At 57.7% G+C, this 25,742-nt stretch carries 24 protein-coding genes and 1 tRNA gene; 21 read left to right on the forward strand and 4 right to left on the reverse strand.

From position 1 onward, the window contains the following. Positions 1-8 precede the first annotated feature (8 nt). The 5 genes from RA27_RS03960 to RA27_RS03980 all read left to right on the forward strand — a co-directional run bounded on the left by RA27_RS03960 (position 9) and on the right by RA27_RS03980 (position 5,286). A complete protein-coding gene (locus RA27_RS03960) occupies positions 9-449 on the forward strand; it encodes a TrgA family protein (protein WP_039535178.1) in 441 nt (146 codons plus the stop codon). A 29-nt stretch (positions 450-478) separates the two neighbouring features. Next, positions 479-1,594 carry an NUDIX domain-containing protein gene (locus RA27_RS03965; protein ID WP_039535180.1) on the forward strand — a complete coding sequence of 372 codons (1,116 nt, stop codon included), beginning with the start codon at positions 479-481 and terminating at the stop codon, positions 1,592-1,594. A gap of 69 nt (positions 1,595-1,663) precedes the next feature. Further along, entirely contained in the window at positions 1,664-2,698 is a 1,035-nt protein-coding gene (locus RA27_RS03970) for a cysteine synthase A (protein WP_039535182.1), read from the forward strand. Further along, positions 2,698-5,139, forward strand: coding sequence for a DUF3772 domain-containing protein (locus tag RA27_RS03975; RefSeq protein WP_039535184.1), 2,442 nt, complete (start codon positions 2,698-2,700; stop codon positions 5,137-5,139). The genes RA27_RS03970 and RA27_RS03975 overlap by 1 nt, the downstream gene beginning before the upstream one ends. Positions 5,140-5,196: 57 nt before the next feature. Next, positions 5,197-5,286, forward strand: a tRNA-Ser gene (locus RA27_RS03980). 885 nt (positions 5,287-6,171) lie between these two features. On the opposite strand, the gene RA27_RS03985 is transcribed toward RA27_RS03980, so the two are convergent. Continuing rightward, positions 6,172-7,140 (reverse strand): homocysteine S-methyltransferase family protein, encoded by a 969-nt coding sequence (locus RA27_RS03985; protein WP_039535186.1) that lies wholly within the window; start codon positions 7,138-7,140, stop codon positions 6,172-6,174. Between the two features lie 150 nt (positions 7,141-7,290). Between RA27_RS03985 and RA27_RS03990 the strand changes: the two genes are divergently transcribed. Continuing rightward, positions 7,291-8,865, forward strand: a complete 1,575-nt coding sequence (locus RA27_RS03990; protein WP_052265161.1) for a winged helix-turn-helix domain-containing protein — start codon at positions 7,291-7,293, stop codon at positions 8,863-8,865. 67 nt (positions 8,866-8,932) lie between these two features. Here the strand turns inward: RA27_RS03990 and RA27_RS03995 are convergent, their stop codons facing one another. Beyond that, complete coding sequence (locus RA27_RS03995; protein WP_039535188.1) at positions 8,933-9,811, reverse strand: LysR family transcriptional regulator; 879 nt, start codon at positions 9,809-9,811, stop codon at positions 8,933-8,935. Positions 9,812-9,909: 98 nt separating this feature from the next. Here RA27_RS03995 and RA27_RS04000 point away from each other — a divergent pair, with 98 nt between their 5' ends. Further along, a complete protein-coding gene (locus RA27_RS04000; RefSeq protein WP_039535189.1) occupies positions 9,910-11,217 on the forward strand; it encodes an aminotransferase class I/II-fold pyridoxal phosphate-dependent enzyme in 1,308 nt (435 codons plus the stop codon). A 194-nt stretch (positions 11,218-11,411) separates the two neighbouring features. Here the strand turns inward: RA27_RS04000 and RA27_RS04005 are convergent, their stop codons facing one another. Beyond that, a complete protein-coding gene (locus tag RA27_RS04005; RefSeq protein WP_039535191.1) occupies positions 11,412-12,083 on the reverse strand; it encodes a GntR family transcriptional regulator in 672 nt (223 codons plus the stop codon). Between the two features lie 128 nt (positions 12,084-12,211). Here RA27_RS04005 and RA27_RS04010 point away from each other — a divergent pair, with 128 nt between their 5' ends. The 5 genes from RA27_RS04010 to RA27_RS04030 all read left to right on the forward strand — a co-directional run bounded on the left by RA27_RS04010 (position 12,212) and on the right by RA27_RS04030 (position 16,411). Continuing rightward, the gene (locus RA27_RS04010; protein ID WP_052265162.1) at positions 12,212-13,156 is read left to right on the forward strand and encodes a hypothetical protein; all 945 of its coding nucleotides are present in this window, start codon (positions 12,212-12,214) and stop codon (positions 13,154-13,156) included. Beyond that, positions 13,153-13,866, forward strand: coding sequence for a hypothetical protein (locus tag RA27_RS23495; RefSeq protein ID WP_082025056.1), 714 nt, complete (start codon positions 13,153-13,155; stop codon positions 13,864-13,866). Before RA27_RS04010 ends, RA27_RS23495 begins: the two co-directional genes overlap by 4 nt. Next, positions 13,851-15,275 (forward strand): FMN-binding glutamate synthase family protein, encoded by a 1,425-nt coding sequence (locus tag RA27_RS04020; RefSeq protein WP_082025023.1) that lies wholly within the window; start codon positions 13,851-13,853, stop codon positions 15,273-15,275. Before RA27_RS23495 ends, RA27_RS04020 begins: the two co-directional genes overlap by 16 nt. Positions 15,276-15,325: 50 nt before the next feature. Beyond that, positions 15,326-15,967: a type 1 glutamine amidotransferase gene (locus RA27_RS04025; protein ID WP_052265163.1), complete on the forward strand. Its 642-nt coding sequence runs from the start codon at positions 15,326-15,328 to the stop codon at positions 15,965-15,967. 93 nt (positions 15,968-16,060) lie between these two features. Next, positions 16,061-16,411 carry a hypothetical protein gene (locus RA27_RS04030; protein ID WP_039535193.1) on the forward strand — a complete coding sequence of 117 codons (351 nt, stop codon included), beginning with the start codon at positions 16,061-16,063 and terminating at the stop codon, positions 16,409-16,411. On the opposite strand, the gene RA27_RS04035 is transcribed toward RA27_RS04030, so the two are convergent. Next, positions 16,408-17,547, reverse strand: coding sequence for an FAD-dependent oxidoreductase (locus RA27_RS04035; protein WP_039535195.1), 1,140 nt, complete (start codon positions 17,545-17,547; stop codon positions 16,408-16,410). The two genes, RA27_RS04030 and RA27_RS04035, sit on opposite strands and share 4 nt — an antisense overlap. Before the next feature lie 92 nt (positions 17,548-17,639). Between RA27_RS04035 and RA27_RS04040 the strand changes: the two genes are divergently transcribed. The 9 genes from RA27_RS04040 to RA27_RS04080 all read left to right on the forward strand — a co-directional run bounded on the left by RA27_RS04040 (position 17,640) and on the right by RA27_RS04080 (position 25,721). Continuing rightward, entirely contained in the window at positions 17,640-18,932 is a 1,293-nt protein-coding gene (locus RA27_RS04040) for a glutamine synthetase family protein (RefSeq protein ID WP_039535197.1), read from the forward strand. Then, positions 18,932-19,198 (forward strand): EutN/CcmL family microcompartment protein, encoded by a 267-nt coding sequence (locus RA27_RS04045; RefSeq protein WP_039535199.1) that lies wholly within the window; start codon positions 18,932-18,934, stop codon positions 19,196-19,198. The genes RA27_RS04040 and RA27_RS04045 overlap by 1 nt, the downstream gene beginning before the upstream one ends. A 42-nt stretch (positions 19,199-19,240) precedes the next feature. After that, positions 19,241-19,549, forward strand: coding sequence for a BMC domain-containing protein (locus tag RA27_RS04050; protein WP_039535201.1), 309 nt, complete (start codon positions 19,241-19,243; stop codon positions 19,547-19,549). Between the two features lie 23 nt (positions 19,550-19,572). Continuing rightward, a complete protein-coding gene (locus RA27_RS04055; protein WP_039535204.1) occupies positions 19,573-20,757 on the forward strand; it encodes a hypothetical protein in 1,185 nt (394 codons plus the stop codon). Continuing rightward, a complete protein-coding gene (locus RA27_RS04060; protein WP_039535206.1) occupies positions 20,757-22,136 on the forward strand; it encodes an aldehyde dehydrogenase family protein in 1,380 nt (459 codons plus the stop codon). Before RA27_RS04055 ends, RA27_RS04060 begins: the two co-directional genes overlap by 1 nt. Continuing rightward, entirely contained in the window at positions 22,133-22,756 is a 624-nt protein-coding gene (locus RA27_RS04065; protein ID WP_039535208.1) for a BMC domain-containing protein, read from the forward strand. The genes RA27_RS04060 and RA27_RS04065 overlap by 4 nt, the downstream gene beginning before the upstream one ends. Next, complete coding sequence (locus RA27_RS04070; protein WP_052265164.1) at positions 22,756-23,937, forward strand: malate dehydrogenase; 1,182 nt, start codon at positions 22,756-22,758, stop codon at positions 23,935-23,937. Before RA27_RS04065 ends, RA27_RS04070 begins: the two co-directional genes overlap by 1 nt. Continuing rightward, positions 23,934-24,344, forward strand: coding sequence for a Rid family hydrolase (locus RA27_RS04075; protein WP_039535210.1), 411 nt, complete (start codon positions 23,934-23,936; stop codon positions 24,342-24,344). Before RA27_RS04070 ends, RA27_RS04075 begins: the two co-directional genes overlap by 4 nt. A gap of 96 nt (positions 24,345-24,440) precedes the next feature. Beyond that, on the forward strand, positions 24,441-25,721 hold the full coding sequence (locus RA27_RS04080; protein ID WP_039535212.1) for an ABC transporter substrate-binding protein: 1,281 nt from the start codon (positions 24,441-24,443) through the stop codon (positions 25,719-25,721). The last annotated feature ends 21 nt before the right edge of the window (positions 25,722-25,742 follow it).

Raw genomic sequence — 25,742 nt, forward strand, 5'->3', positions numbered from 1 at the left:
AAAATCTGATGCCTACAGCCTCACGTCTTGTCGCCGCGTTGTGTCTGTTGGTGATAGCGTTCCTTGTTTCGGGCATGATCATCGACAACGGGGAAGAGGGTAAGAACTATGGCTACTTCACCTATGTGAATATGATACTGGGGTGGGTCTGCGGATGGGTCATCATGGGTAAACGCGCCGGGCGTGGCTGGACGGCTGCGATTAACAACGGCCTGACCGGCGTGGCGGCATTGGTCTTCTGGGGGCTGTTCGTGCAGGGCACCTACGAGATGTTCAGCCAGGCGATGCGTCACAGATTTGGCGGCCCGTTCGAGGCGTTGCTCGCCATTTTCGAGATCGGGGTTGAGTATGGCGAGCAACTACTGGCATCAGAAATCCTGTTCACACTGGGTATCGGTGCGGTCCTCAGCGGCATACTGACCGAGATTGCCTTTCGCCGCTGGCGCTAAATCTGACCTGCCAATTCGGGGCTCCTAATTTGTCTGATCTGTTTTTCTATGGCACTTTGCGCCATTTGCCTTTGCTGGAACTTGTCATGGGTCGCAATGCGGACGATTTGTCGGCAACGCAGGCGGTGTTGCCCGATCACGCTGTATATTCGGTTCAGGATCAACCGTTTCCGATGATTGTCGCCGAACAGGGCGCAAGTGCAGAGGGCGTACTGGTACAGGGTCTGGGTGATCCAGAGCGCGCCCGGTTGGCCTTTTACGAAGGCGGGTTCGAATATGACCTGCGCTTGCAAACCGTCACAACAGATGACGGCAAGAAGCATCAAGCGCTGGTGTTCTTTCCTGTTTCAAACGCGTGGAAGACCGATGCCCGGTGGGATCTTAAGGCGTGGAACAACGATTGGGGTGCGGTTTCAATGCTCGCCGCAGAAGAGGTGATGGCCCACTATGGAAGGGTCGACGCTACTGCAATTTCCCGCAGTTTTCCGGCCATACGAACGCGCGCGTGGGCAAGGTTGGCGGCAAGACAGCGCACGACCGGAGATATCCGGAGCACTGAGGAAGACGTGGTCGTGCATCATCGAACACGTGCCTATGTCAACTATTTCGGGATGGATGAGATCGAATTGCAGCATCGTCAGCACGATGGCTCGATGGGCCCGGTTTTACATCGCAGCGGGTTGATGCAGGGGGCCGCCGTGATCGTCCTGCCTTATGATCCGGTGCGCGACACCGTTCTGCTGGTGGAGCAATTCCGGGCGCCTGTGTTTTTGATCGACGATCCCGAGCCGTGGATGTGGGAACCGGTGGCAGGCATGATCGACCCCGGCGAAAAGCCCGAGCAGGCAGCCCACCGCGAAGCCATGGAAGAGGCGCAGCTATCGCTCACCAGTCTTGAGTATGCCGGTGGTGCGTATTCGTCCAGCGGATCGTCAACCGAATACATCTACCTTTATGTCGGGCTGGGTGATTTGACCGATACCGTCGAAAGTGGCGGCCTGGATTCGGAAGGCGAAGATATCCGTAGTAAAATTCTGCCGTTTGACGACTTTATGGCCAAGGTAGACGCTCATGTTTTCAAGGATCTGCCGCTGTTGTCGTTAGCCCATTGGCTGGCACGCAACCGTGAGCGCCTGCGCGCCTAGCTATCGCGCCTTGTGATCAAGACGGGGCACCTGTAAATCTTCTGCGATACCATATGACAAGAGGACGCCATGCGCATTGCTCGAGACCTTGCCGACGCGGTCGGTAAAACACCTTTGATCCGGCTGCGTCGCGTCAGCGAAGAAACAGGCTGTGAAATTCTCGGCAAGGCCGAATTCATGAACCCGGGTCAATCCGTCAAGGACCGTGCCGCGCTGTTTATCATCCGCGACGCGATTGCCCGCGGTGATCTGAAGCCCGGTGGCACGATCGTTGAAGGCACGGCCGGTAACACCGGGATCGGTCTGGCACTGGTCGGGGCGTCCATGGGGTTCAAGACGGTAATCGTCATTCCCGAAACGCAATCCGAAGAAAAGAAGGACATGTTGCGCCTTGCCGGGGCGCAACTGGTGCAGGTGCCCGCAGCGCCCTACCGCAACCCAAATAACTTTGTCCATTATTCCCGCCGTTTGGCCGAACAGTTGGCTCAAACCGAGCCGAATGGTGCGATCTGGGCGAACCAGTTCGACAATGTCGCAAACCGTCAGGCCCACGTGGAAACCACCGGCCCGGAAATCTGGACGCAAACCGGCGGCAAGGTCGACGGCTTCATCTGTGCCGTTGGCTCTGGTGGAACTTTGGCTGGGGTGGCAGAGGCCTTGCAGCCCAAGGGCGTCAAGATCGGTCTGGCTGATCCGATGGGAGCCGGATTGTATTCCTACTATACCACGGGTGAGATCGCGATGGAGGGTGGCTCGATCGCAGAAGGTATCGGGCAGGTGAGGATTACGAAGAACCTTGAAGGGTTCACGCCAGATCATTCGTGGCAGATCACCGACAACGAGGCGTTGCCCTATATCTTCGACCTGCTGCGCGAAGAGGGTTTGGTGATGGGCGGATCGACCGCGATCAACATTGCCGGTGCGGTTCGCCTGGCAAAAGAGATGGGGCCGGGGCACACGATCGTAACCATTTTGTGCGACTATGGCACCCGCTACCAATCCAAGCTGTTCAATCCCGATTTCCTGAGGGAAAAAGAGCTGCCCGTTCCGGACTGGATGACCGAGGCACCGCGCAGCATACCCGGTGTATTTGAGGACGTGTGATGCTGCGACAGGTCCGCCTGTTTCTGGTTCTGACGGTATGCTGCCTGATCGGGCTGGCTGGGATCGCGTCTGCCCAGCTTACCGACCGTCAGAGTGAATACTATCAGGGCTGGGTCAGCACGGCTGATCGGGCGGAAAGCGTGATCCGGACCAACCGTGCTTCGAATGCCGCGTTGGAGAATTTACGCTCGGAAATCAATACCTACCGCGAGGACTTTAACAAGGCACGTGGCGCCAATACGGATCGTATTCAGACGTTGGAAAGTCAGCTCAAGGCGTTGGGGGCAAAGCCGGCGGAAGGCGAAACAGAGCCTGAGGACATCGCAAAGCTGCGTGCGCATCTGGAAAATCAGCTTAACAGTTTGCGCGTTCCGCGTATCATCTCGGAAGAAGCATTCAGCCGCGCGAATGGGCTGATCAGCGAAATTGACCGGATAATCCGCGATCGGCAAACAAAAGAGATGCTGGAACGCGGGCCTTCGCCGTTCAATCCCACCTATTGGGCCCCGGCGTGGGTAGATGTCAAAGAAGCGACGCGAAGCCTGATAAATGAGACGATCGAGAATCTGCAAACCGATGTGGTGCGCGAACAGATTCGCGCGCGTGGCCTCGGCATATTCGCCCTGCTGACAATCGCGGCGGTGCTGTTGCTGTACGGGCGCAGGTGGTCTGAGAAGGGCGGTGCGTATCTGCGGTCTTTTGGGGGGCAGGGCAGTGGCGTCTGGACCTTTGTAATCTCACTGCTACGAATTTTACTTCCGTGGTTGGGCGTTTTGGCCCTGGTCTCAGCCGTTATGCTGACTGGTGTGCTGGGCCTGCGCGGCACTTTGTTGTTCCAGCACATCCCCTATTGGGCTGCGATCATATTCTACTTTGATTGGATTGGTCGGCAGATTTACCTGATCGGCGCAGCCCAGAATTTCACGAGATTGTCGCGCGGCAAAATCAGAGAGCTGCGGGTCTATATCGATCTGCTCGCCGTCATGCTTATCCTGCATGAACTGGCGATTTTGTTTGAGCAGATCGAGAACATCTCGGACGCGACACGCGCAGTCGTTGGCTTTCCGATCGTTCTGGTAACAGCGCTTTTGCTGCTGCGTGTGCGTCAGGTTCGGCAAACAGAACCGCAGCAGGAGCAGGCAAGTCAGGAAGCCAATCGGCGCGCTGCAGGGTTTAGCCAGCTGGTAGAGTTCCTGAGACGGGCTTTGTTCATGCTCGGGATAGCGACGCCGATTCTGGCGGCCTTTGGTTATATAAATGCCGCCGAGGCAATCGTTTTCCCAGCCGTGAAAACTCTGGTCCTCATCGCCGCCCTCGTAATCGTGCAGCGCTTTATCAGCACGGTTTATGGCTGGCTGTCCGGGCAGGGCGAGGCGGCGCGCGACTCATTGTTCTCGGTTCTGGTCGGATTCGCGCTTGCGATTCTGGCGCTGCCAGTTCTGGCGCTTTACTGGGGCGCGCGCGAAACGGACTTGCTTGAGGCATGGTCGCGGCTGCTGTTGGGGTTCGATATTGGCGGCGTCACGATTTCGCCCAGCAATTTCCTGACGTTCGTAGCTGTCTTTGCCATCGGCTATACGCTGACCCGTCTTCTGCAAAGCGGGCTACGCAACTCGCTGCTGCCAAAGACAAGCATTGATCCCGGCGGCCAGAATGCCATCGTATCGGGCACCGGGTACGTTGGTATTTTTCTGGCAGCACTGGTTGCCATCATGGTTGCCGGGTTTGATCTGTCGTCGCTGGCGATTGTGGCAGGTGCCTTGTCGGTCGGTATCGGATTCGGACTGCAAACCATCGTGTCGAACTTTGTTTCGGGGATCATCCTTTTGGTAGAGCGCCCGATTTCCAAGGGTGATTGGATCGATGTGAACGGAATGATGGGATATGTCCGGGATATCTCGGTCCGCTCCACGCGGATCGAAACCTTCGACAGGACAGATGTAATCGTTCCGAACTCGGACCTGATAAGCGGCGTGGTTACAAACTACACGCGTGGCAATACGATTGGCCGGGTAATCGTACCCGTGGGCGTGGCGTACGGAACGGACACTCGCAAGGTCGAAACCATTTTGGGCGAGATCGCAAACGGACATCCGATGGTTCTGGCCAACCCGGCGCCCAGTGTTGTGTTCCAGGGGTTCGGTGCGGATTCGCTGGATTTTGAAATCCGCGCGATCCTGCGGGATGTCAACTGGGTCCTGTCGGTCAAATCCGACATGAACCACGAGATCAACCGTCGTTTTGTCGATGAGGGAATCGAAATACCTTTCGCTCAACGCGACGTCTGGCTTCGGAATGCCGAGGTTCTGCGCGACGAAAGCGCAGCCGTACCCGCCCCAGCGGCAAAACCGTCAGTACCGGATACCGCTTCCGAGCAACGCTCGGGCCCTGTTGACCTGACCGAAGCAGATCTGGATTCGGGCGACGGAGATGAGTTGTAATTCCGCTGTAATCGGGCCTTGCAAATCCGGATGCTATGGTCCAAATAACGCCGGCACGGAGAGGTGGCCGAGTGGTCGAAGGCGCACGCCTGGAAAGTGTGTAGGCGGGAAACCGTCTCCAGGGTTCGAATCCCTGTCTCTCCGCCACTACTCCTTTTGAATAGTAGAGTTGCCCCGATAAACCCTACACATCTTTTAATTTATCCCTCACTTATTCTTTCGAACCGTGAATTCATACGGCTCAAAGAATGAACTCGTGCCTTGTTGCTTCGATAGTGATTCATCCCGGTGGCAAATTGCCTAGCTTTGGCGAAGAAACCTTGCGGGAATTATCATCTCATCGGTCCCTGTGTTTCGTTTGAGAAGAAGATGGGTCCAATTTCAAGTGGACCTTTGTTCAAATGACGTTGCTCAGGATTGTTGCGGCGCTAAAGGGCGCATTCCCGCTTCACAAACGACTTTGTTATCGGACGCTGACTTTGATTAACTTGGCGCCTCATCGTATGCGCGTCGGTAAACCTACGAGGGAGCCTTGAATAACGACGGAGCGCTCCTTCAACCTCGAACCTATAAGCCTGAAAAAAGGGAAATGGTGCGTGTTTTGTCGGACCAAGCAAGCAACCTCGTCCGTTCCAATTGCAGCCATTGTTGGTCAAATTCAACAAAGCGTTGATCGAAGCCTTACCCGTGTCTTGCTCTTGAAACCTACTGCGGACCGCGATCAGGTCGATTTCCCGAACATGATTATTAGGCGGTATGTTACGGTAGCTACCCATCTGGCCGTAGGCGAAATCTCGTCTTTGTATTCAGCGACCAAACGGTACAATCAGGCTGCGCAGCGGTCCATTGGGCGACAAAAGCGTCGTGTACGCAGGTCAGCTGCATCGTTCCCAGCATCACTGCCGGATGGGACAATGTACCCGCAGCCTTTGTGTCCTTGGAAGAGGCGGGGCGAATTGTGATTTCCATTTTATAGTTTCCCAATATTCAATGCGAACCGGGCGCGCCCGGTTCGCCGCTTTGCCGGCGCATTTACTGTGCGGCAACGGGATGAGCATGTTTGCAGGCCCGGCCCATCGCATCCACATGCCGATGATCGGTGCCGCAACAACCGCCCATGACGCGCAGGTTGGGCAAAAGCCCCATCAGTCTGCGGTAGTCTTCGCCCAACTCTGCGGGGTTGCCGTCATCCAGCACTTCGCTTTCGTCCAGTTCGGCATGAGACATGCGCGATGCATTGGCTCTCACGCCACCGATACGATACATCCAATCCCCTCCTGCGCGCAGTACGTGGTCGAAGTGGTCCGGATGGGCACAATTGACCATGTAGTAGATCGGGGACGCTCCGGTAGCTCCATCGACTTCGTGAATTGCATCGGCCAGAGTCTGCCCTGTCGGTAAAGCACCGTCCGTCTCGACCGTAAAGGCTATCACTACAGGCGCAGCCTGTGCTTTCGCGGCCAGCGCAATCCCTGTAGCTTCTGATGTATTATTCATCGTGATTGCAGTGACCATATCTGCCCCGGCCTTGCACATGGCGCCGATCTGGGGCGCGTGATAGTCGCGGGCTTCGGTTGCGGTCATCAATTCTCCCGGTACATATCCATCGCCCCGAGGTCCGACGCAGCCGCTTATGACAAGCGGCGCAACCGTATCTGCGTGGAGATTGCGTAGCGTGCGCATGAGATAAATTGCTTCGGCATTGATCCGGTCGAGATCGCCGGGGCTGTAACCGAGCTTTTGCCCCCAGTCCCGACTTGATCGCCAAGTTGGGCTTTCCAGAATGAAGCCAAGCCGATGCGCGCGGGCGACGGCGATGTGGCGCTCGTAGTAGCTGGTCAGCGCACGCCGCCCATGCTCGGTTTCAAGCAAAACGAAAGCCGCGAACAAGGGCAGGTCGATTCCGTCCTGAAATATCAGCGTTGTTTCAATGCCGCCGTCTGACAGGAAATATTCATCTCCGGCCAATGGCAGGTTTGGGTTCGTCGCAAAATCGGACAATTGTGCCTCCCTGGGTCAGTTTCTGATCCGTCAGCATTAGGCCGGATTGTGGCGCGTCGCTGGGAGACAAGGTGGAGATTTCCGGGATATTGCAGGGATTCTCAATCACGGTATGCTTGAGGGACCAATTTTGAAACGTGGTTTGCCGTTGTGAAATATGCGTTCGAACCCTTTCTTCTGGATGGTGCGCGCCGAGAACTGCTGTGTGACGGGCGGCCGGTTCACCTGCAGCCGCAGGTCTTCGATCTTCTGTGTCTGCTGGTGGAAAATGCCCACCGTGTGGTCAGTCGGGACGAAATCGTCGAGAAAGTCTGGAGAGGGCGCATCGTTTCCGAAGATGCTATTTCCAGCCGAATCCGAGACCTCCGACGTGTGCTGGTGGATACCAGTCAAGATCCGAACCTCATTCGTACAATACGCGGTCATGGCTTCCGGTTCATGGGAGAGGTCAGGTTGCGCGCGTCGGCTCAGTCAGAGCGCGTCGAGCAGGAGAAAAAATCTGGTGTTGAGCAAGCTCCGTTCGATCTACCCGTTAAGGAGCCGCCGCCGTCAATCGCTGTGCTGCCGTTTCAGCGAAACGGCGACATGGACAGATTTGAAGCTATAGAGGAGGCGATCCCGCGTGAATTGATCATGACCCTCGCAAGCCTGCGGTGGATCAAAGTGGTTTCGCACGGTTCGGCCTTCAGGTTTCGTGGCAGGCAGATTGACCTGACCGAAGTCAATCGCATCCTCGGGGCTCGGTACTGTCTGACCGGTGTGATCGATATGAATGGCAACCGGATCACGATTGATACAGAGCTTTCCGATACGCGCAGTTCAGAAGTCATTTGGGCGCTCCGCAAAAGTGCCAGTATGGACGATATACACGCCTTACGCGCCGAAATAGCGGCCAATGTGATTATGGTTGCTGAACTGGAGATCCCTCAACACGAGACATTATCTATTGGTCCCGTCTCGGCTGAGAATCTGGACGCCTGGTCCTCGATGCATCTGGGGTTTCACTACATGAGCCAATTCAGCCAAAGCGGAAACGCGATTGCGGAGAAGATGCTGAGCCGGGCGCTTTCGCTTGACCCTCGACTAGCCCGCGCCTGTGCAGGGATGGCGTTCGTTCACTTCCAGAATGCGTTTATGCGCTACCGTTCGGATTTCGCGGCCGAAGCTGAAACAGCTCGCAGATACGCTGAACAAAGTCTGACATTGCAACCCAGAGATCCGTTTGCAAGCTTTATCATGGGGCGTTGTCATTGGCTGGACCATGACCCTGAAGGCAGCAAGCAGTGGTTTGCGCAATCCGTTGCGTCGTGCCCTAATTATACATGGGGGTACTACGGCTCCAGTTGGGCAAATGTATTCACGGATGATTTTGAAACGGCTCTTGATCAGGCGAACCGTGCAATTGACCTAAGTCCGATCGACCCCTTCAAACCAGGCATGACCGGAAACAAGATGTGGGTTCACATTGCACATGGTGACCTGAATTCCGCCGTCTATTGGGCCGAAACGGCGGCGCGAACGCCCTGGTCTCATGCGGGAATGGCCTTTTTTGCTGCGATGAGCAACTGGTTGAAGGGTGACAACAAAAAAGCAGACTGGTGGATCACTGAAGCGCGACGCAGAAATCCAGAGCTCAGCAAAGCGCACGTTTTGGCACTTGTGCCGGCTTCAAGCACGCGTTTCCGCAGTATTCTGGATGATGCTACCGTTGCCCTCAATCTCTGAATTGAAGAACCGGTTTGATTACTCGGTTTTCTGACATTGGCAACGAGAAACGGTTTCGCGCTTTCACTCATGCGGAAAGCAACGCGACAACCTGATCCGTCTCGGATCTTCGTCTTGATTGCGCAGGCAATTGGATCACAAGAGAAAGACCTGTTGAACAGCTTTGCGGATGCGCAGTCGCTAGTGCCCCGGATTTCAGGGCCTCTTCGATCAGACACAGGTGCCCCATCAGCACGCCAGCGCCAGCTTTGGCCTCTTCAACGGCAAGGCTATAAAGCGAGAACTGCGGGCCGCTCTTGTTATTGCGCAGGTCATAACTAGCGTTCCGGGACCAGGTTGCCCAATCGTCCTTCCAAATCTGATCGTGCAGCGTTGGAATGCCCTGGAACCCGCCGGCTCTCTGCGTCTGATCCAGAAGAGTGGGCGCACACACCGGTACGATTACATCGCGGCAAACGGAAATTTGGTTTGGCGAACTGTCGGGTTTGGCAAAGAAAATTGAAAGGTCGAACATCTCACGTGAGAGAGACGGTGCCGTTTCCATCGCAGTGACGGAGAAACTGATCTCCGGAAGCTGCTCTCTGATCCGACGCAACCGTTTGGGCAGCCAGAGCTGGGCGACGGCGGGTAGGGCGGCGATGTGAAAATCGGCGTTGGGTTTGATGTTGCGCAGCGCACGGGCCGCATCGGCCATGTAATCAAAAGCTGTGGTGAAGTCTGCAACAAGTGTCTGCCCCTCAGGCGTAAGCTCAACCCCTTGTGCGTTGCGACGAAAAAGCGGTGTGCCCGCCCAACCCTCCAGTGTCTTTATATGCTGTGAGATCGCCCCCGGCGAGACGTTCAATTCTTCAGCGGCGGCAACAAAGCTGATGTGTCGGGCCGCCGCCTCAAATGCCCGCATGGCATTTAGGGGGGGACCCTTGGGACGTTTGGGCGCGACGCTCATTATCTTAGCCTTAGTTTTTCTACCCCAAGAAATAGCAATTCTGCTTTGCGATGTCACGCGGGTGCGGTCAGAGTGTAAAAAAAACAGGAGGACGTCAGATGACACTTGCTCAAAGAGATTGGGTACCCGCTGCCAGCGAAACCTTGGTTCAGGATATTGCAACCAAGACTGCATCAGCATCGTCGGGCGATCTCCTGGCTCGGCTTGCGCGTCTGGCAGAGGAGAACCGCCGGATTCACGAGAATGAGTGCTTCAACCTCAATCCGGCAACCAACGTTATGAACCCGAAGGCCGAGGCGCTTTTGTCTTCCGGCATCGGGTCCCGTCCCTCGCTGGGTTATCCCGGCGATAAATATGAAATGGGGCTGGAGGCGATTGAAGAGATCGAAATCATGGCCGCAGAACTTTGTGCCGAGGTTTTTGATGCCCGCTTTGCCGAGGTTCGGGTACCATCCGGCGCAATTGCCAACCTCTACGGTTTCATGGCGACCTGCAAGCCAGGCGACACAATCATCGCGCCGCCTGCGTCGATTGGCGGGCATGTGACACACCATTTGGCGGGGTGTGCGGGATTATTTGGGCTGCGCACTATAGAAGCGCCCGTAGATGTTGACGGTTACACCGTTGATCTGGATCAGTTGAGGCAGCTGGCAAAGATCGAACAGCCCAAGCTGATCACCATTGGCGGTAGTCTGAACCTGTTTGAGCATCCCGTGGCAGAGGTGCGGGCCATTGCGGATGAGGTCGGTGCGAAGGTCATGTTCGACGCCGCCCACCAATGCGGTATCATCGCTGGACGTGCGTGGTCCAACCCTTTGAAAGAGGGTGCGCATTTCATGACAATGAGCACATACAAAAGCCTCGGTGGCCCGGCCGGAGGTCTGATCGTATCGAATGATGACGAGATTGCGAAAGCTCTGGATGCTATTGCCTTTCCGGGCATGACAGCCAACTTCGATGCCGCCAAGACTGCGGCGCTCGCGGTTACAATGCTGGATTGGAAAGATTTTGGCTCGGCCTACGCGACCGAGATGATCGCAATGTCGAAAGCTCTGGCCAACGCATTGGATGCGAAAGGAATTCCCGTCTTTGCCGGCTCGGCTGGTTTCACTGAATCCCACCAATTCGCAATTCTGGCAGCGCCGTATGGCGGCGGACAGACAGCATCCAAACAGCTACGTAAATGCGGGTTCCTCGCCTGTGGGATCGGTTTGCCCATCGAACTGGTCGTGGGTGACTTGAATGGCCTTCGGATCGGTACACCAGAGTTGGTTCGCTGGGGGATGACTTCTGACGACGCCGAGCGTTTGGCCGATCTGATAAAGCGTGGCCTGGATGACGAACCTGTTCTATCAGAAGTCTCTGCGTGGCGCGGTGAGTTCAACGGGCTGCATTACGTGAATTGAACATAAAGTGTCCAGTTGGGCCATAGATACTTGTTGACTGTTCTACCTGCAAAAGCCGGCGCAGTATCATTGGGTTAATCGGGGCTGGTTTGAAGTCGCACATCAGCCCCGGAGAATTTTAGCGACATTTGTGCTGAGAAGATGGCGAGAAAAAACATCCTACTTCAGCTGATCTGATAATCTTTCCTGGCGCTTCATCCACTGCCTACTTCCTTCAATCCCTCGATTTGCAGGTCAAACCCCTCTTGGATATGGCTGGTGAAGGTTTCCAGCGCTACGGTTACGTCGCCGGTTGCAATGGCGTCCACGAGAGAAAGATGGTTCCCCAGAGATTTGGAGATATCGACATTTTCGATTGCGGAAAACAAGTGGAACGCCATCGCTTTTCCCCAGATCATATCGAACATGTCCAGAAGGAATTTGTTACCCGCTTCGATCATGAATGCCCGGTGAATGCGTCGATTAGCAATGAAATAGTCTCGGGTCGTAGGTTGGGTCAGGTCTTCTTCGCGGCGAATTAACTCGCGCAAACGATCAAGCACTTCTTGTTCCGCGTGGACCGCGAGTATTCGTGCGGCTTGACCTTCGATCGCAGCGCGGGCCTGGTATAATTGCCGTACCTCACTTTGATCCATACGGGCCAGCCGAAACCCGCCGCTGGCGGCAACTTCCAGCACGCCCTCGGTTTCCAGCCGCATGAGCGCTTCGCGCACAGGGGTCCGGCTTATGTTCAACTCGGCGGCCAGCTTTTCCTGCACTAGCCGATCCTCGTCGGTGATATCGCGACTCATGATGGCTTCGACCAGTTGGTCATAGACCTCGTCCGCCAGACGCCTACGTTGTGTTTTGATCTGTTTCAGAGCCACTCGGAGCCTCTCTTTCTGTTCTTTCTGAATTCTGTATTCAAAAATGCAGCGGGTGCCAAGGCGAATGGGGTTGCTATTATCCGTGTACTGTATACAGTATACAGCAGTAAATGAACAGGGAGCGCTTCATGTGTGGAATTGCTGGTAGAATTCTGGCCGCGCCCGGGAAGGTTGGGGCGGATCTGGTCGACCTGATGGACGCGCAGGAACATCGGGGGGCAGACAGTACCGGATTTGCCGTTTACGGCTTGCCGCGGGGAACGGGATACGTCTTGCGCGGGATGGGGTTTGACAAGGCCCGGCAGGACGCCGATCTGTCTGAATTCGAGGCCATTTTGCGTGAACACGGAAGCAGTTTGCTGTCCGACCCCAAAATAGTCACCGACCACAGCCGCCACTACTGCTTTCGGATGGAAATCTCGGACCCTTCCAATTTGCAGGCCTGGGTCGCGGATGCCGACGAGCTGACGGATCGCATTGAGGTGCAGTCCTGTGGTCGCAGCCTTGAGATCATCAAGGACATCGGTGGTGCCGAGGCCGTGGCTGAAAAGCACGGTGTGCGCGATATGGTCGGAACGCATGGGCTGGGACACGCGCGGTTGGCCACGGAAAGCTCGGTTCTGCCCAATGCATCGCATCCGTTCTGGGCGCGCCCGTTTTCGGACGTCGCTATTGTTCATAACGGGCAGATCACCGACTATTTTACATGGCGCGATAAGCTGACCCGGATTGGCTATCGGTTCCTGACCGAAAATGACAGCGAGCTGATCGCAGTTTGGGTCAGCGATCAGATGAAGGCCGGCCTGACGATGGAACAGGCTTTGAAAAAGTCGATCACCTCGATCGACGGCGTGTTCACCTACATGATCGCCACACCCGGAGGGATCGGTTTTGCCAAAGATCGCTTTGCGATGAAGCCGCTGGTCGTCGTCAACCGCAATGGTGATCTTGCAGCCGCGACCGAGGAACAAGCGGTTCGCCGCGTGATGACCGAGGAATGCGATGTGATCAACTATGATGGCCCGTCGCTTACCGGCATCTGGGGCGTCGGAAACCGGAGCCTGGCGGCATGAGCGAGGTGGCAGCAACAATGGATGAGATCGTCATTGAAGTCGGCAAGCGGCATATCCGAGAAGTGAACCGCGAGATCATGGAGGCCTGCGCGACAGGTCGGCCGATCCGTGTGGTCGATACTCTGTCTCGCCATAATCTGGGTGTGGGTCTGCCGGACAATGTGGACATCACTTTCGAGGGATCGGTTGGGTACTACTGCGGTGGCCTCAATATCGGTGCGAACATCTCGATTGAACGTAATTGCGGCTGGGCCGTGGGTGAAGGCATGGCCAAAGGGCACATCACCGTGGGTGGGTATGCCGGTATGTCCTGTGGCGCCGCAATGATTGGCGGAACGATCCATGTCAAAGGCGATGCCGGACCTCGGGTTGGTGTTGCGATGAAAGGTGGAAACATCGTTGTCGAGGGCAAGATCGGGTATCAATCTGGTTTCATGGCACATTCCGGGCGGATCATCGCGCTTGGCGGGGCAGGGGAATCCTGTGCCGATGCGCTTTGGGAAGGCGAGGTCTGGGTGGCTGGCGAGGTTGACAGCTTGGGCGTCGATGTCGACGTGATCGAACCGACAGCCGAAGAAGTGGCCGAGGTCGACGCAATCCTCGACCCGCTCGGGCTTGTCGACAGTTCGCGAAATTGGCGCAAAATGGTTTCGGGCCAGCGTCTTTGGTATTTTGAAAGCAGGGACGCAAGCGCATGGCTCATGATCTGAGTAAACCTTACGAATATCCGTTCGACGTCGCCTCGGAAGAGGAAATCAGATTTCGCGACGCCGGCGCCATCGAAGGCCGCCCGGCCGGTGTTCCCTCCTCTTACGATGAGGGCGGATCGACACGCTGGACGCCCGAGGCGATCTCAGAGGTTCACGCGCTGGCGCAGCTTGGGCGGTATCAGGTGCGTGGGTACAACACGTTCAACAAGCAATTGCCGACATTCGACGATCTGACATTCGTTCCTGCGACGATGACCCGCCTGCCGCTCGAAGGCTATCGCGAGAGTTGCGATACGACGACTGTTCTGGGCGCAGGTCGTGGTCTTGTAGAGCGTCCGCTTGAATTGAAGATTCCGATTTACATCGCCTCAATGTCCTTTGGTGCCTTGTCGGCATCGGCGAAGGCATCGCTGGGGTATGGGGCCTCTAAAGTGGGAACCATGACCTGCACGGGCGAGGGTGGCATGTTGGAAGAGGAGCGCGAAGCCTCCCAGCGCCTGCTCTATCAGATGTCACCCGCCCGGTATGGTGTGGATCTGGATCATTTGCGCCGCGCCGATGCTCTGGAACTTGTCGTCGGGCAAGGGGCGAAACCGGGAACAGGCGGTCTGCTGCTGGGTATGAAAGTTAGCCCGCGCGTCAGCCAGATGCGAACGTTGCCCGAGGGAGTGGACCAACGATCGACCATCCGTCACCCCGATTTCTTGGGGGCAGACGATCTGTCAGTGAAGATCGAAGAGCTGCGCATTGCCACCAACTATCAGGTGCCGATCTTCATCAAGATGGGCGCGACGCGCCCTCGGTTTGACGTGGCAGTTGCCGCCAAGGCGGGCGCGGATGTTGTGGTTGTTGATGGCGCCGAGGGCGGCACCGGAGCCTCGCCGGAACTGTTGCTGAACCATACCGGCATTCCAACCATGAGCGCTATTCGCGCTGCACGAGAGGCGCTGGACGAATGCGGAATGACCGGCAAAGTGTCACTCGTTGCGGCAGGTGGTATCCGGTCTGGTGTGGATGCCGCCAAATGTCTGGCACTGGGCGCTGATGCGGTGATGATCGGTAACGCGGCTATGGTCGCGCTGGGATGCAACAGCCCAAGATATCTGGACGATTACGCAGCTTTGGGAACGTCCCCCGGTGCTTGCCATCATTGCCATACGGGCCGTTGCCCCGTCGGCATTGCGACACAGGATGAAAAGCTGGAGGCGCGCATGAACCCCAACGCTGGCGCTGAACGCATTGCGCGCTATCTGACCGCGATGACCATGGAGATCACTGCATTGGCAAAGGCGTGTGGAAAATCCTCGGTCCACAATCTGGAAACCGAAGACCTGCGCGCCCTCAGCTTCGAAGCATCAGCCTTTACAGGGGTAAAAATGGCTGGAATTGACAGGGCTTACGATTGGTGAGGATCGCGGTTCTCGAGCTGACAACCCACCCCTTGCCACTATTGGAGGGGATGCCGCGAACCGCGCAACAGATTCAGGAGTGGATCGCGCCGCACCTGCCTGAGGCCGAGTTTGTGGTGGCAGGGGTGGTCGACGGCGCGCCGCTTCCCGAACACAGAGACCTCGATGGGGTCATCGTCGGCGGATCGGAATTCGGTGTTTACGATGATACGGAATGGATGCAGCCGCTGCGCGCGTTCCTCGACCGCTGTCGTGAGTTTCGCACACCGGTCTTTGGAATCTGTTTCGGGCACCAGATCATGGCTGACGTCTATGGCGGACGCGCCGAGAAAGCCGAGGTTGGTAACGTCGTTGGTGCGCGTAGTTTTAACTATGACGATGACGAGGTTGACGCTTTTGTCTGGCATCAGGATCAGGTGACGCAGGTTCCGGATTCCGCACGGGTGACGGGATCGGCACGTCACTGTCCGGTTGGGGCGCTGGACTACGACTTCCCCGCGCGGTCCGTGCAATTTCATCCCGAATACAAGGCGCATCACCTGCAGGAACTGTTCACAAGAGGGCGCGAAGTTCTTCTGTCACCGGGTGAAGCGGATACGGGCATGACCTCGGTGAACGCCGCAGAGGTTCCGGATGATCTTGCTGCCTTGCAGGCCGTGGAACTGTTTCGGGGCACTTACAGTCCGCGATGACAAATCCGTAAGAGCTGAAGTTCTTGATCCTGATCAAGTTTGGTCAGGTTCCGCAGTGTATACTGTATACATGGCGATATAAAGGGTTTCGGAATGTCAGGATACAAGGATTTTTTTCAGCGAATAGCGCGGATCGTCAATGCTCCGCGCGATGAAAGCATCAGCGATCTTGAATTGTCTGATCTCGGACTTTCCCGGGCGGATCTGGCCATGTTGCGATCCGGTGCGCCCGACGCCCGAGCGCGCATCCTCTCGATGGCCAGTCAGTTTGGTCTGAGCGAAAACGATCTGAACGCGCATCCTGAGCTTAGTCTGGAGTTGGCGGAAAAATGCGGGCATTGCCGTCAGGCAAAAACATGCCGCGATGCCATTCGGTCAGGGGATCGCCTGCCGCAAGAGAAATGCCCGAACTCCGGATTGTATCAGGCTCTGTCCGAGGGTTAACGCCCGCTGGGGCTTTCCTTCGGGCTTAGTTTTCTGCGGCCGGTAATCTTGAAACGATCAGCCGTTCCGAAATCCTTCATCCCAACACCTGCGGCAAACTCTGCGAAAACCGGCGCGTGTTTGAACAGATGTCCCGAGCAACCTCCGGCGAACAGCACGTTTTCGTGCTCGGGGTGCCAGTCGACAATAAAGTGCGTGTCGGGTGTCAGGATGATTTGATTGAATTTGGAATCCACGACCCTCTCGCCCTCAAGGCCTGGCAAGCGATGCCGGATGTAGCTGCGCGTTCGGCCCAGCGTTTCCTGCCGGATCAGCCTTTCGTCATTGTCCAGATCGATCTTGTCCGGAATGACGACCGCAGCTTTGACGCCAGAACCTTCGGATGAAGGCAAGCCAAAAGAGCCCTGACCGTGATCGATCCAGCAGGGCATCCGGCTCATGTCGAACTCCTCGGACCCGTCAGGCGTCGATGTATAAAGGACGTTAACGCCAACCACCGTTGATATAGGTTTGATTGTTCTGGGGAACATGTCCGCCATCCATGGGCCGGTCGATACAACGATCAAATCCGCCTCGAGCGGTTTGCCATCTAGCATTGGGCGCTCTGATCCATCGGTGGTCACGCGACCGCGTTCTACCGTGCCGCCCGCGCGACGAAACAGGTCCAGCCCGGTCAGGACACAACGATGCGCCATCAGCATTCCGGCTTCGGGTTCGAACAGAGCGTATTCGATGTCAGGGACACGGAACTGGGGAAACCGTGATTCGATGTCCTGCCGCCCGAACTTGTAGTAGGGCACGCCAACACGGTCGAAAGTTTCTGCTGTGGCGTTCTCCCAATCACAATGACCGCCCGTTGCCAGAATCAGTGCGCCGCATTCGTACATCAGGTTCTGACCACTTTCCGCCTGAAGTTCCAGCCAGCGCAGGCGGCTCTCCCGCGCCCAACGTGTATAGAACTCGTCGCGCCCGGAAATGGCGCGGATAACCCGGTTGTAATCCGTTGAAGATGCACGAGAATGTCCCGGTTCCCAGCGATCAATCAGGGTCACGGATTCGCCACGCCTTTGCAGTGTAAGCGCCGTCATGACGCCGACGATGCCACCTCCGACAACGATGACCGAGCTCTTGGACATGGTGCAGATTTTCCTTGTTTATCGATTGGCTTTGTGAATACTGTATACAGAATACAGCATTTATAAAGCCAAAAAACAGGGAGAGCGCACCAATGAGTTCGGGATTTGATCTGCCCGAAGGCACGCACACCGTCATACTGGGGGTGGGTGACCTGAATGGCATCATGCGCGGCAAGCGCATTCCGGCCAGCCACTGGGACCACGTCTGCAAAAGCGGCAATGCGCTGTCGATTGCGTTGATGGCCATCGACATGACATGCGATGTCTGGGACACGCCTTATGTCAATTTCGACAACGGCTACCCGGATATGCACGTTTTTCCGATGACCAAACCCGTCTCTGTACCGTGGGAGCCGGGTGTGGCCGTATGTTTTGGCCGCGCAGAGGGGATGGATCACAAGCCAGTCCCGATCGATCCGCGTCAGGCGCTGCTGCGTCAGGTTGAGCGTGCCCGTGAGATGGGGTTCGAGGTCAATGTCGGCACCGAGCTGGAATTCTATCTTCTGGACCCGGAAACAGGCCAGCCGCGCGACAACGGCATTCAGGTCTATGGTTTGGGGCGTGCCGCACGGATGGAGCACATTGTTGGTCCGATCCGTCAACAGATCAACGAATGTGGCATCCCCATCGAACAATCGAACCCGGAATACGCCGCAGGCCAGATCGAGGTGAACATCCGCTACGGCGAGGCGCTGGCTGCGGCTGACCGTGTCGTCCTGTTCAAATCTCTTATCCGCCAGCTGGGGATTGCACACGGATATCTGGCGACCTTTATGCCAAAGCCCTTCTTCGATCAGTCGGGCAACGGGTTCCACACACATTATTCACTCTGGAAAGACGGCAGGAATGTCTTCGCCGACAACGGCAAGATCAACGAGACCGGAAAGTCCTTCATCGCCGGGTTGCAGCAACGCATGTGTGAAACGGCGATCTGCGGCAGCGGCACGGTCAATGGCTACCGGCGGCGCCAGCCCTATACGTTCTGCCCGATCAACGCGAGCTGGGGCTATGACAATCGCACCGTCGGTATTCGGGTCATCGAAGGGTCCGACAGTGCAGTTCGTGTTGAAAAACGCGATGCCGGTGCAGATGCGAATCCCTACCTCCTGCTTGCTGCCGAGATTGCGGCGGGGCTCGACGGGATCGAACAGGGTTTGTCCCCGTCAGAGCCGACAACCGGCAACGCTTACGAAGACGGGATCGGCGACCCCATTCCTACCGATTTGCCAACGGCTATCGAACTGGCGCGGGGATCAGAGTGGTTGCGCGATGTTCTGGGCGAAATGCTGTGGGAACTGGTGTTGCAACAGGCCGAGCGCGAGCTCGAGTTCTTCAACCAGCAGGTCACTCAGGTTGAGCTGGACCGTTACCTGAGGACGTTCTGATGCATCTGGGCAAGGTCGCCGGAACCGTCACCGCAACCGCCAAGGACGCCAAGCTGGTCGGTGCAAAGCTGCTGGTGACGGATCTGGTCGACAGCAAAGGCAAAGTGATCGATCCGGCACGGGTTGCTGTCGACACCTGCGGTGCCGGGGTCGGGGACACGGTTCTGGTGGTCGGCGGCTCTGCGGCGCGTATGGCGGGGGGACTGTCCACCGTACCGGTTGACCTTGCGATCATCGCAGTGGTCGACCGCGTGTCCACGGCCTGAACCACGAACAGCAAACATCTACTTTATTTGGAGGAATGGAAAATGGCGAAACCAGTGGCGGGGCAGATGGCCCTTGGCATGATTGAAACACGCGGGCTTGTCGGCGCGATCGAAGCAGCAGATGCGATGGTCAAGGCGGCCAGCGTTTCGATTGTGGGCCAGACCAAGGCGGGCGGCGGTCTGGTCACCACGCTTGTGCGCGGTGAAGTCGGTGCTGTGAAAGCTGCGACCGACGCGGGCGCAACGGCTGCAAATAAGGTGGGCGAAGTCGTGTCCGTACACGTGATCGCCCGCCCGCATGATGAGCTTGAGGCCATCATCGACGGGCTTGGTGCCGGCTCAACGGCGTGATCCGCCTGTTCTGAGGAGAAACCATGTCAGCCGGATTCGAGGAATTCACGCGTGCCGCGACACGCGGTTCAACCGGGGGAGTGCCTGAACGACCCAGGCTCGACCGAATATCTGTTCTTGGTGGCGGACCGGATGCACGCCTGTTGGCCGCGCTTGGTCTTGCCGAGGGGGCAGAGGTCACCCTGTTTTCGGCCTATGGGGTCGAGCTTTCGCTGCTGACCCAATCCTCGGGCATCTCGCTGCAGGGTGATGGTCCGGTGGGCACCTATCAGGTCGATCGGGATGGGCCATCGGTACGTACCACCGCAGAGCTGGATGCGGCGGTGCGCGATGCCCAGGTGATTTTTCTGACCGGTCCGATTCACAAGCAACGCACATATGCCATGGTTCTGGCTGAACACCTTCGCGACGGGCAGATTTTGGTTCTCGCGCCGGGCCGGTCGATGGGGGCCGTCGAAACGGCATGGCTCTTGCGGATCGGGGGCTGTACCGCAGACGTCACGTTGGTCGAGGTTCAGGGCCTTCCCTATTGGTTCCGGGCCGAGGGCGCAGGTTTATCCCTTTCGCAGGCCGCTCCGATGGCCGCGGCGACGTTGCCGCGCGGTCGGGACGAGGTTCTCGGAGCACTGTCTGCCTACCTGCCGAATGTGCAGCCGGTTGAGTCTGTGCTGGCCTCCGGGTTCAACGATCTTTCGGCTGCGGTCGAGATACCGGCCTTGATCCTCGGCGGCGCCGCAATGGGCGCGGGCGGACCTGATGTACCGATGGGCGGAGTTCCGTTGGAGGCCAACCAGACCTTTGCATCTCTGATCGGAGCCGACCAGAACGAAGTGATCCACGGGCTGGCAGATGAGCGACGGCGCGTTGCTGCTGCCTTTGGTGTTCGCAACCTGCCTGAGGCCGAAGAATGGATAAGCACTTTCGCGGGCGCTGAACGCGGATCGGGCGCGCGTCCGATCCCGGATCAGCAATCGTCGCGCGGGTTGATGCGTGACGGGGTGTTGGGCTCGCTTGTGCCTCTGGTGTCAGCCGCTGAGCTCGCGGGGATTCCCAGCCCGCTGACGACCAGCCTGATTGCGATGTCCGATCGAATTCTGGGCGCGGACGTAGCTGCTGCCGGACGACGACTGGAAACCATTGGAGTTTCGGCCGGCGATGTCGATCAGGCGCGCCGTATCTTTGACACCATCGCCACCGGAGCTTCGTGATGGACGCAGATCTGAAATCGATTGCCGCCGCCAGACGCGCTGCAGACAGCGCTTTCGAGGCCTATCGTTCCTTTCTGGGTACAGACCCGGCGCAGGTGGATGCGATCGTCGATGCCATGGCCCGTGCAATTGAACCGGAAGCCGAGCGGCTGGGGCAGATGGCGGTTGAGGAAACCGGCTATGGAAATGTTCCGGACAAGCGGGTCAAGAACCTGTTCAATGCCCTTTCAGTCGCCGACTACCTAAGGGATGTGACGACACTGGGCCTGCTTTGGCGTGACGACGCGACAAAGATCGCCGCTTTTGGGGAACCGATGGGCGTCGTGGCGGCTCTGATCCCGGTGACGAACCCGACCTCGACCATCATCTACAAGGTGCTTTCAGCGGTGAAAGCAGGCAATGCCATCGTTTGTGCGCCGCACCCCCGCGGTGTGGTGTGCGGGATCGAAACAGTTCGCATCATGGCCCGTGTGGCCGAGCAGATGGGAGCGCCCAAGGGTCTTATCCAGTGCTTGGATTCAGTGACGATTCAAGGAACGGCCGAGTTGATGAAACACCGCCGTACCTCGGTTGTGATGGCAACCGGTGGTCCGGCCATGGTCAAAGCGGCGTATTCCAGCGGCAAACCCACGCTCGCGGTCGGTGCCGGTAACGTGCCGTGTTATGTGCATAAATCGAAAGCGCGCGATCTGGCGGAAGTCGCCGAGATGATCGTGACCTCGAAAAGCTTCGATTATGGAACGGCGTGCGTCAGTGAGCAGGCGGTCGTCGCTGACCCCGAGATCGCGCGCGACCTGCGTCACGAACTGAAGCTGAAAGGCGCTTATTTCTGCACTCCGGCCGAGGCGGACCGTCTGGCCAGAGTGATCTTCAAAGGCGTTCAGGCAATGGACCCCGAAAGGGTGGGGCAAAGCCCTCAGGCGCTGGCAGATGCTGCCGGGTTTTCGATTCCACCCCGCACCCGGTGTCTTGTGTCAGAAGAGACCGAAGTCGGGTGGCAACGTCCGCTGTCTGCCGAAAAACTGAACCCCGTTCTGGCGTTTTATGAGGCGAAGTCCACCGACCATGGGATTCAGCTGGCGCAGTCCATCGCAAAATTCGAGGGCTGGGGCCATTCCTCGGTTATTCATTCGGACGACCCCGAGGTTGTCGCCCGGTTCGCGACCGTGCCCACAGGGCGGGTTCTGGTGAATACGCCGGGCATCATGGGGGGCATGGGATATTCGACCGATCTTGAACCATCCTTCATGCTGGGCACCGGCACCTGGTCGGGTTCGATTACATCGGACAATGTGACGGCCCTGCATCTCATCAACATCAAACGGGTCGCCTATGAAAGCAGACCCTGGCGCGACATTTACGAGGAGTATGGCGCATGAGCGAGATTACGATCCGGGCGCTGATGCAGATCGACAACCTTCAGCCGAAATTCGCCGCCTATAACGGCGCGACGGTGCAGGGTTCGGTACCTTTGTCCGGCGACACAGTACTGATCGGTGAATTTGCACCGGGCAACGGGGTGTTTTCGCTGATCGACCGGGCGCTCAAGGCGTCCTCGGTCGAGGCGACGACACAGATGGTGGAACGCGAGTTTGGGTTCTTCATCCTGCGATCCCCATCAAATGCCGAAGTGTCAGCCGCGCGCGATGCGATGCTGGCCGAACTGGGCGCCACGATGTCCGACCGGTTGAAGCCTGCGATCAGTTCCACGCAGATCATCACCAGTGTCGAACCCTATCAGGCGCAATTGCTGAACAAATGGCGCAAGGGCGCCTTGATCGTTCCGGGCCAAACCCTGGGGATCGTGGAATGTGCCCCGGCCGCCTATATATCAATCGCCGCGAATGAGGCGGAGAAAGCCGCTGAAATAGACATTGTCGAAGTGCGTGCCGTGGGGCGGTTCGGTCGCCTGTTCATTTCGGGATCGGAAAACTCGGTCAAGACCGCCGTCGACGCCGCAACCCGCGCCATCGAGGCGGTGGACGGGCAAGCCGGTTGATGGCAGCACCGCGTGTCATAGGTTCGGATGCGGTCGAAGATGCTCGCCGCCGGGGCCGGATCGTGTTTGAGGTTCTGCCCGGCGATATCGTGACAGCACTGGCCCGCGAAACGGCTGAGCGCGTTGGCATTAAGCTTGTCGACGGACCGCTGGAAAAACCGCAGCCGCCACGCACGGATGCGGCGGTCTCGATGCAGCGGGTGCTATATCGCCGTTCGCCCAAATGGGTCGCGCCCGTGCGGCTGAAACGCAAAGCCCGCAGGCTGGGCAAGCTCGCCTTGATCGGAGCCGGGGGGGTCGGAGGCAACGTGGCACATCTGGCGGCGATGCAGGATATCGCGGATGAGATCGCTCTGATCGATATTGCTCCGGGAATGGCCGCTGCAACTGCGTTGGATCTGAACCACACATCCGGCATCACCGGAGCCAAGGTGCGATGTGTCGGCGGCGAGTCTCTGGATCTCGTGGCAGGGGCCGAGGTGGTCGTGGTAACCGCAGGCCGCGCCCGTCGTCCCGGCATGAGCCGCGCAGACCTGATCGACGTGAACGCGCGCGTGATCCGTCAGGCCGCCGAGGCGATCCGGTCTGCCGCGCCGGATGCCATCGTGATTGTCGTGACCAATCCGCTGGACGAAATGACGGTTGAAATGTTGCGGGCCTCCGGGTTCCCCCGCGAGAGGGTTCTGGGAATGGCGGGAACGCTGGACAGCAGCCGGTTTCGAAATGCGCTTGCCATGGCGGCTGGCGTCACACCCGCCGATGTCGAGGCGTTCACGCTTGGAAGTCACGGAGACGAAATGGCGCCCATCCCCAGCCGTGCGAGGATCAAAGGCAGGGCATTGGATACATTTCTGTCGCCTGATCAGATTGCGGCCTGTGTGCAGGACGCAGTGACCGGCGGAGGGCAGGTCGTTGCCCTCAAAAAATCCGGCTCGGCAACCATCGCGCCGGCACATGCGTCGATCGAATTGATTGACCATATTCGGGGTGCACGCACCGGGCCGGTTCCGGTGTCCGTTATGTTGCAGGGGGAATATAGCATTGATGGCGTGGTGCTTGGCGTTCCTGCCCATCTTGGCGCGGGCGGTTTGGTTGAGGTCGAGGAACTGAGGCTGACCGGGCAAGAACAAACGGCGTTGCAAAAGGCAGCGGACGCCATTCGTTCGAGGTTGGGTCTGTGACCCTCCGCACCTGGAAATCAGGCGGACGTTTCGAAGAGATCGCGTCTTATTCACGGGCCAAGCGCATCGGGCCTTTTGTCTGGGTTGCGGGGACAACCGCCATCGAACCCAGCGGGCGCATTCACGCGCCCGGCGATGTCGGCGCGCAGACAAGCTATATTCTGTCGCGCATCGAAGAGGCACTCAAAGCGGTCGGGGCCGAGCTGCACCATGTTGGCCGCGTTCGCGCATATCTGACCGATCTGTCACAGGCCGGTGAGTTTGCACGGGTTCACGGCAAGTTTTTTCATCGGGTCGATCCGGTTCTGACCGCCGTACAGGCTGGGCTGACCCAGCCCGGTTTGATGGTGGAAATCGATGTTGACGCGGTAATTCACGACGAAAACGGCCAAATCGTCGGAATCTGAACATGACTCAATAAGAAAGGATTTGATCGAACAACCGTCTTGTGTACTGTATACAGAATACAAGAAAGGCATAATGAGACACAGGGAGCTAATGTGATGATCAAAACAGCGCTACTCAGCGGAACATGCATCGCGCTCATGGCCTCGGCGGCCGGAGCGGAAATCAAGGTAGGGTTTATCGGATCTCTTTCGTCGGACACCGGTCTGTCGACGCTGCGCGGTGCCGAGATCGCGATTGAGGAACTCAATGCGAAGGGCGGGGTGATGGGGGAACAGATCACCCTGGTTTCCGCCGATACCGGGCAGGACCCGACCGAAGGCGTGCGGGCCTATGAGTATCTGGCGGAAACCGAAGAGGTCGATTTCATCATTTCGGGCTCGATTGACGATGTGTCTTTGGGCTGGCTGCCGCGAATGCAGGAATACCGGATACCAACACTGGACACCTGGACGTCCTATATCGGGATCATCGACATGGTGGTCGAAGACCCCGAGAGTATGACGCCGTATTTCATGAATATCGCCTCGGACGAGGCACTGGCGACGCTCTACATCAATTTCGGCGCGGACGTTCTGAAGGATAAGATGGGCTGGGAATCCGTCGTCATCCTGGCCGAGGACACAGCATTCGGAGAAGCCATCACCGGCCTGGTAACCGAAGCGCTTGCTCCGGTTGCCGGGATCGAGGTCAAGGACATCATCACCTATGATGTGGCTACGGTCGACTTCGCGCCAATCTTCAGCCGGGCGCAGGACACCGGGGCGGACTTTATCTATCAGGTGTCATCCGTGAACTCGCAGGTTGTTTCGTCGCAATATGTGAAACTTCAGGTCCCGATGGCGATGACGGGCGTGAATGTCTCGGCTCTGGGAATGGAATATTGGGAGGACACAGGCGGTGCCGGTGGCGGCATCTCGACCCTGTCGCCTGTCCCATCTGTGGGGTTCAAGCTGGACCCGGCCAGCCAGGAGTTTGTCGACACCTATCAGGCCAAGTATGACAGCCGCCCGCTGCTGCCTCACTTTAACGGGTTCAATGCCTATCACGGTCTGAAACAGGCGATGGCCGCCGCGGAAGAGGCGGGGGGATTTGACAATGTAGAAGCCTGGGCCGAGGCGATGAAAAAGCAAGACCTTGTGCTGGACATGGATGGCGAGCTATGGCTGCGCTACGCATTCTGGGGTGATGACGAGGTAGAGCCGGTGACCGACCGAACCTATCCGCACAATGCCCGCTTTGATCTCTCGGAACCGTTCGATGATGCCCAGCCCTCTATGGTTGTGGTGCAATGGTATGAAGATGGCACCGCAGCGGTGGTTTACCCCGACAAATACGCGACCGGTGAATTCACCTTGCCAAGCTGGGTCAGCGAGTAACCTGGCCTTAAACGTAGCTTG

It is taken from the genome of Ruegeria sp. ANG-R (assembly GCF_000813985.1).
Classification (GTDB): domain Bacteria; phylum Pseudomonadota; class Alphaproteobacteria; order Rhodobacterales; family Rhodobacteraceae; genus Ruegeria.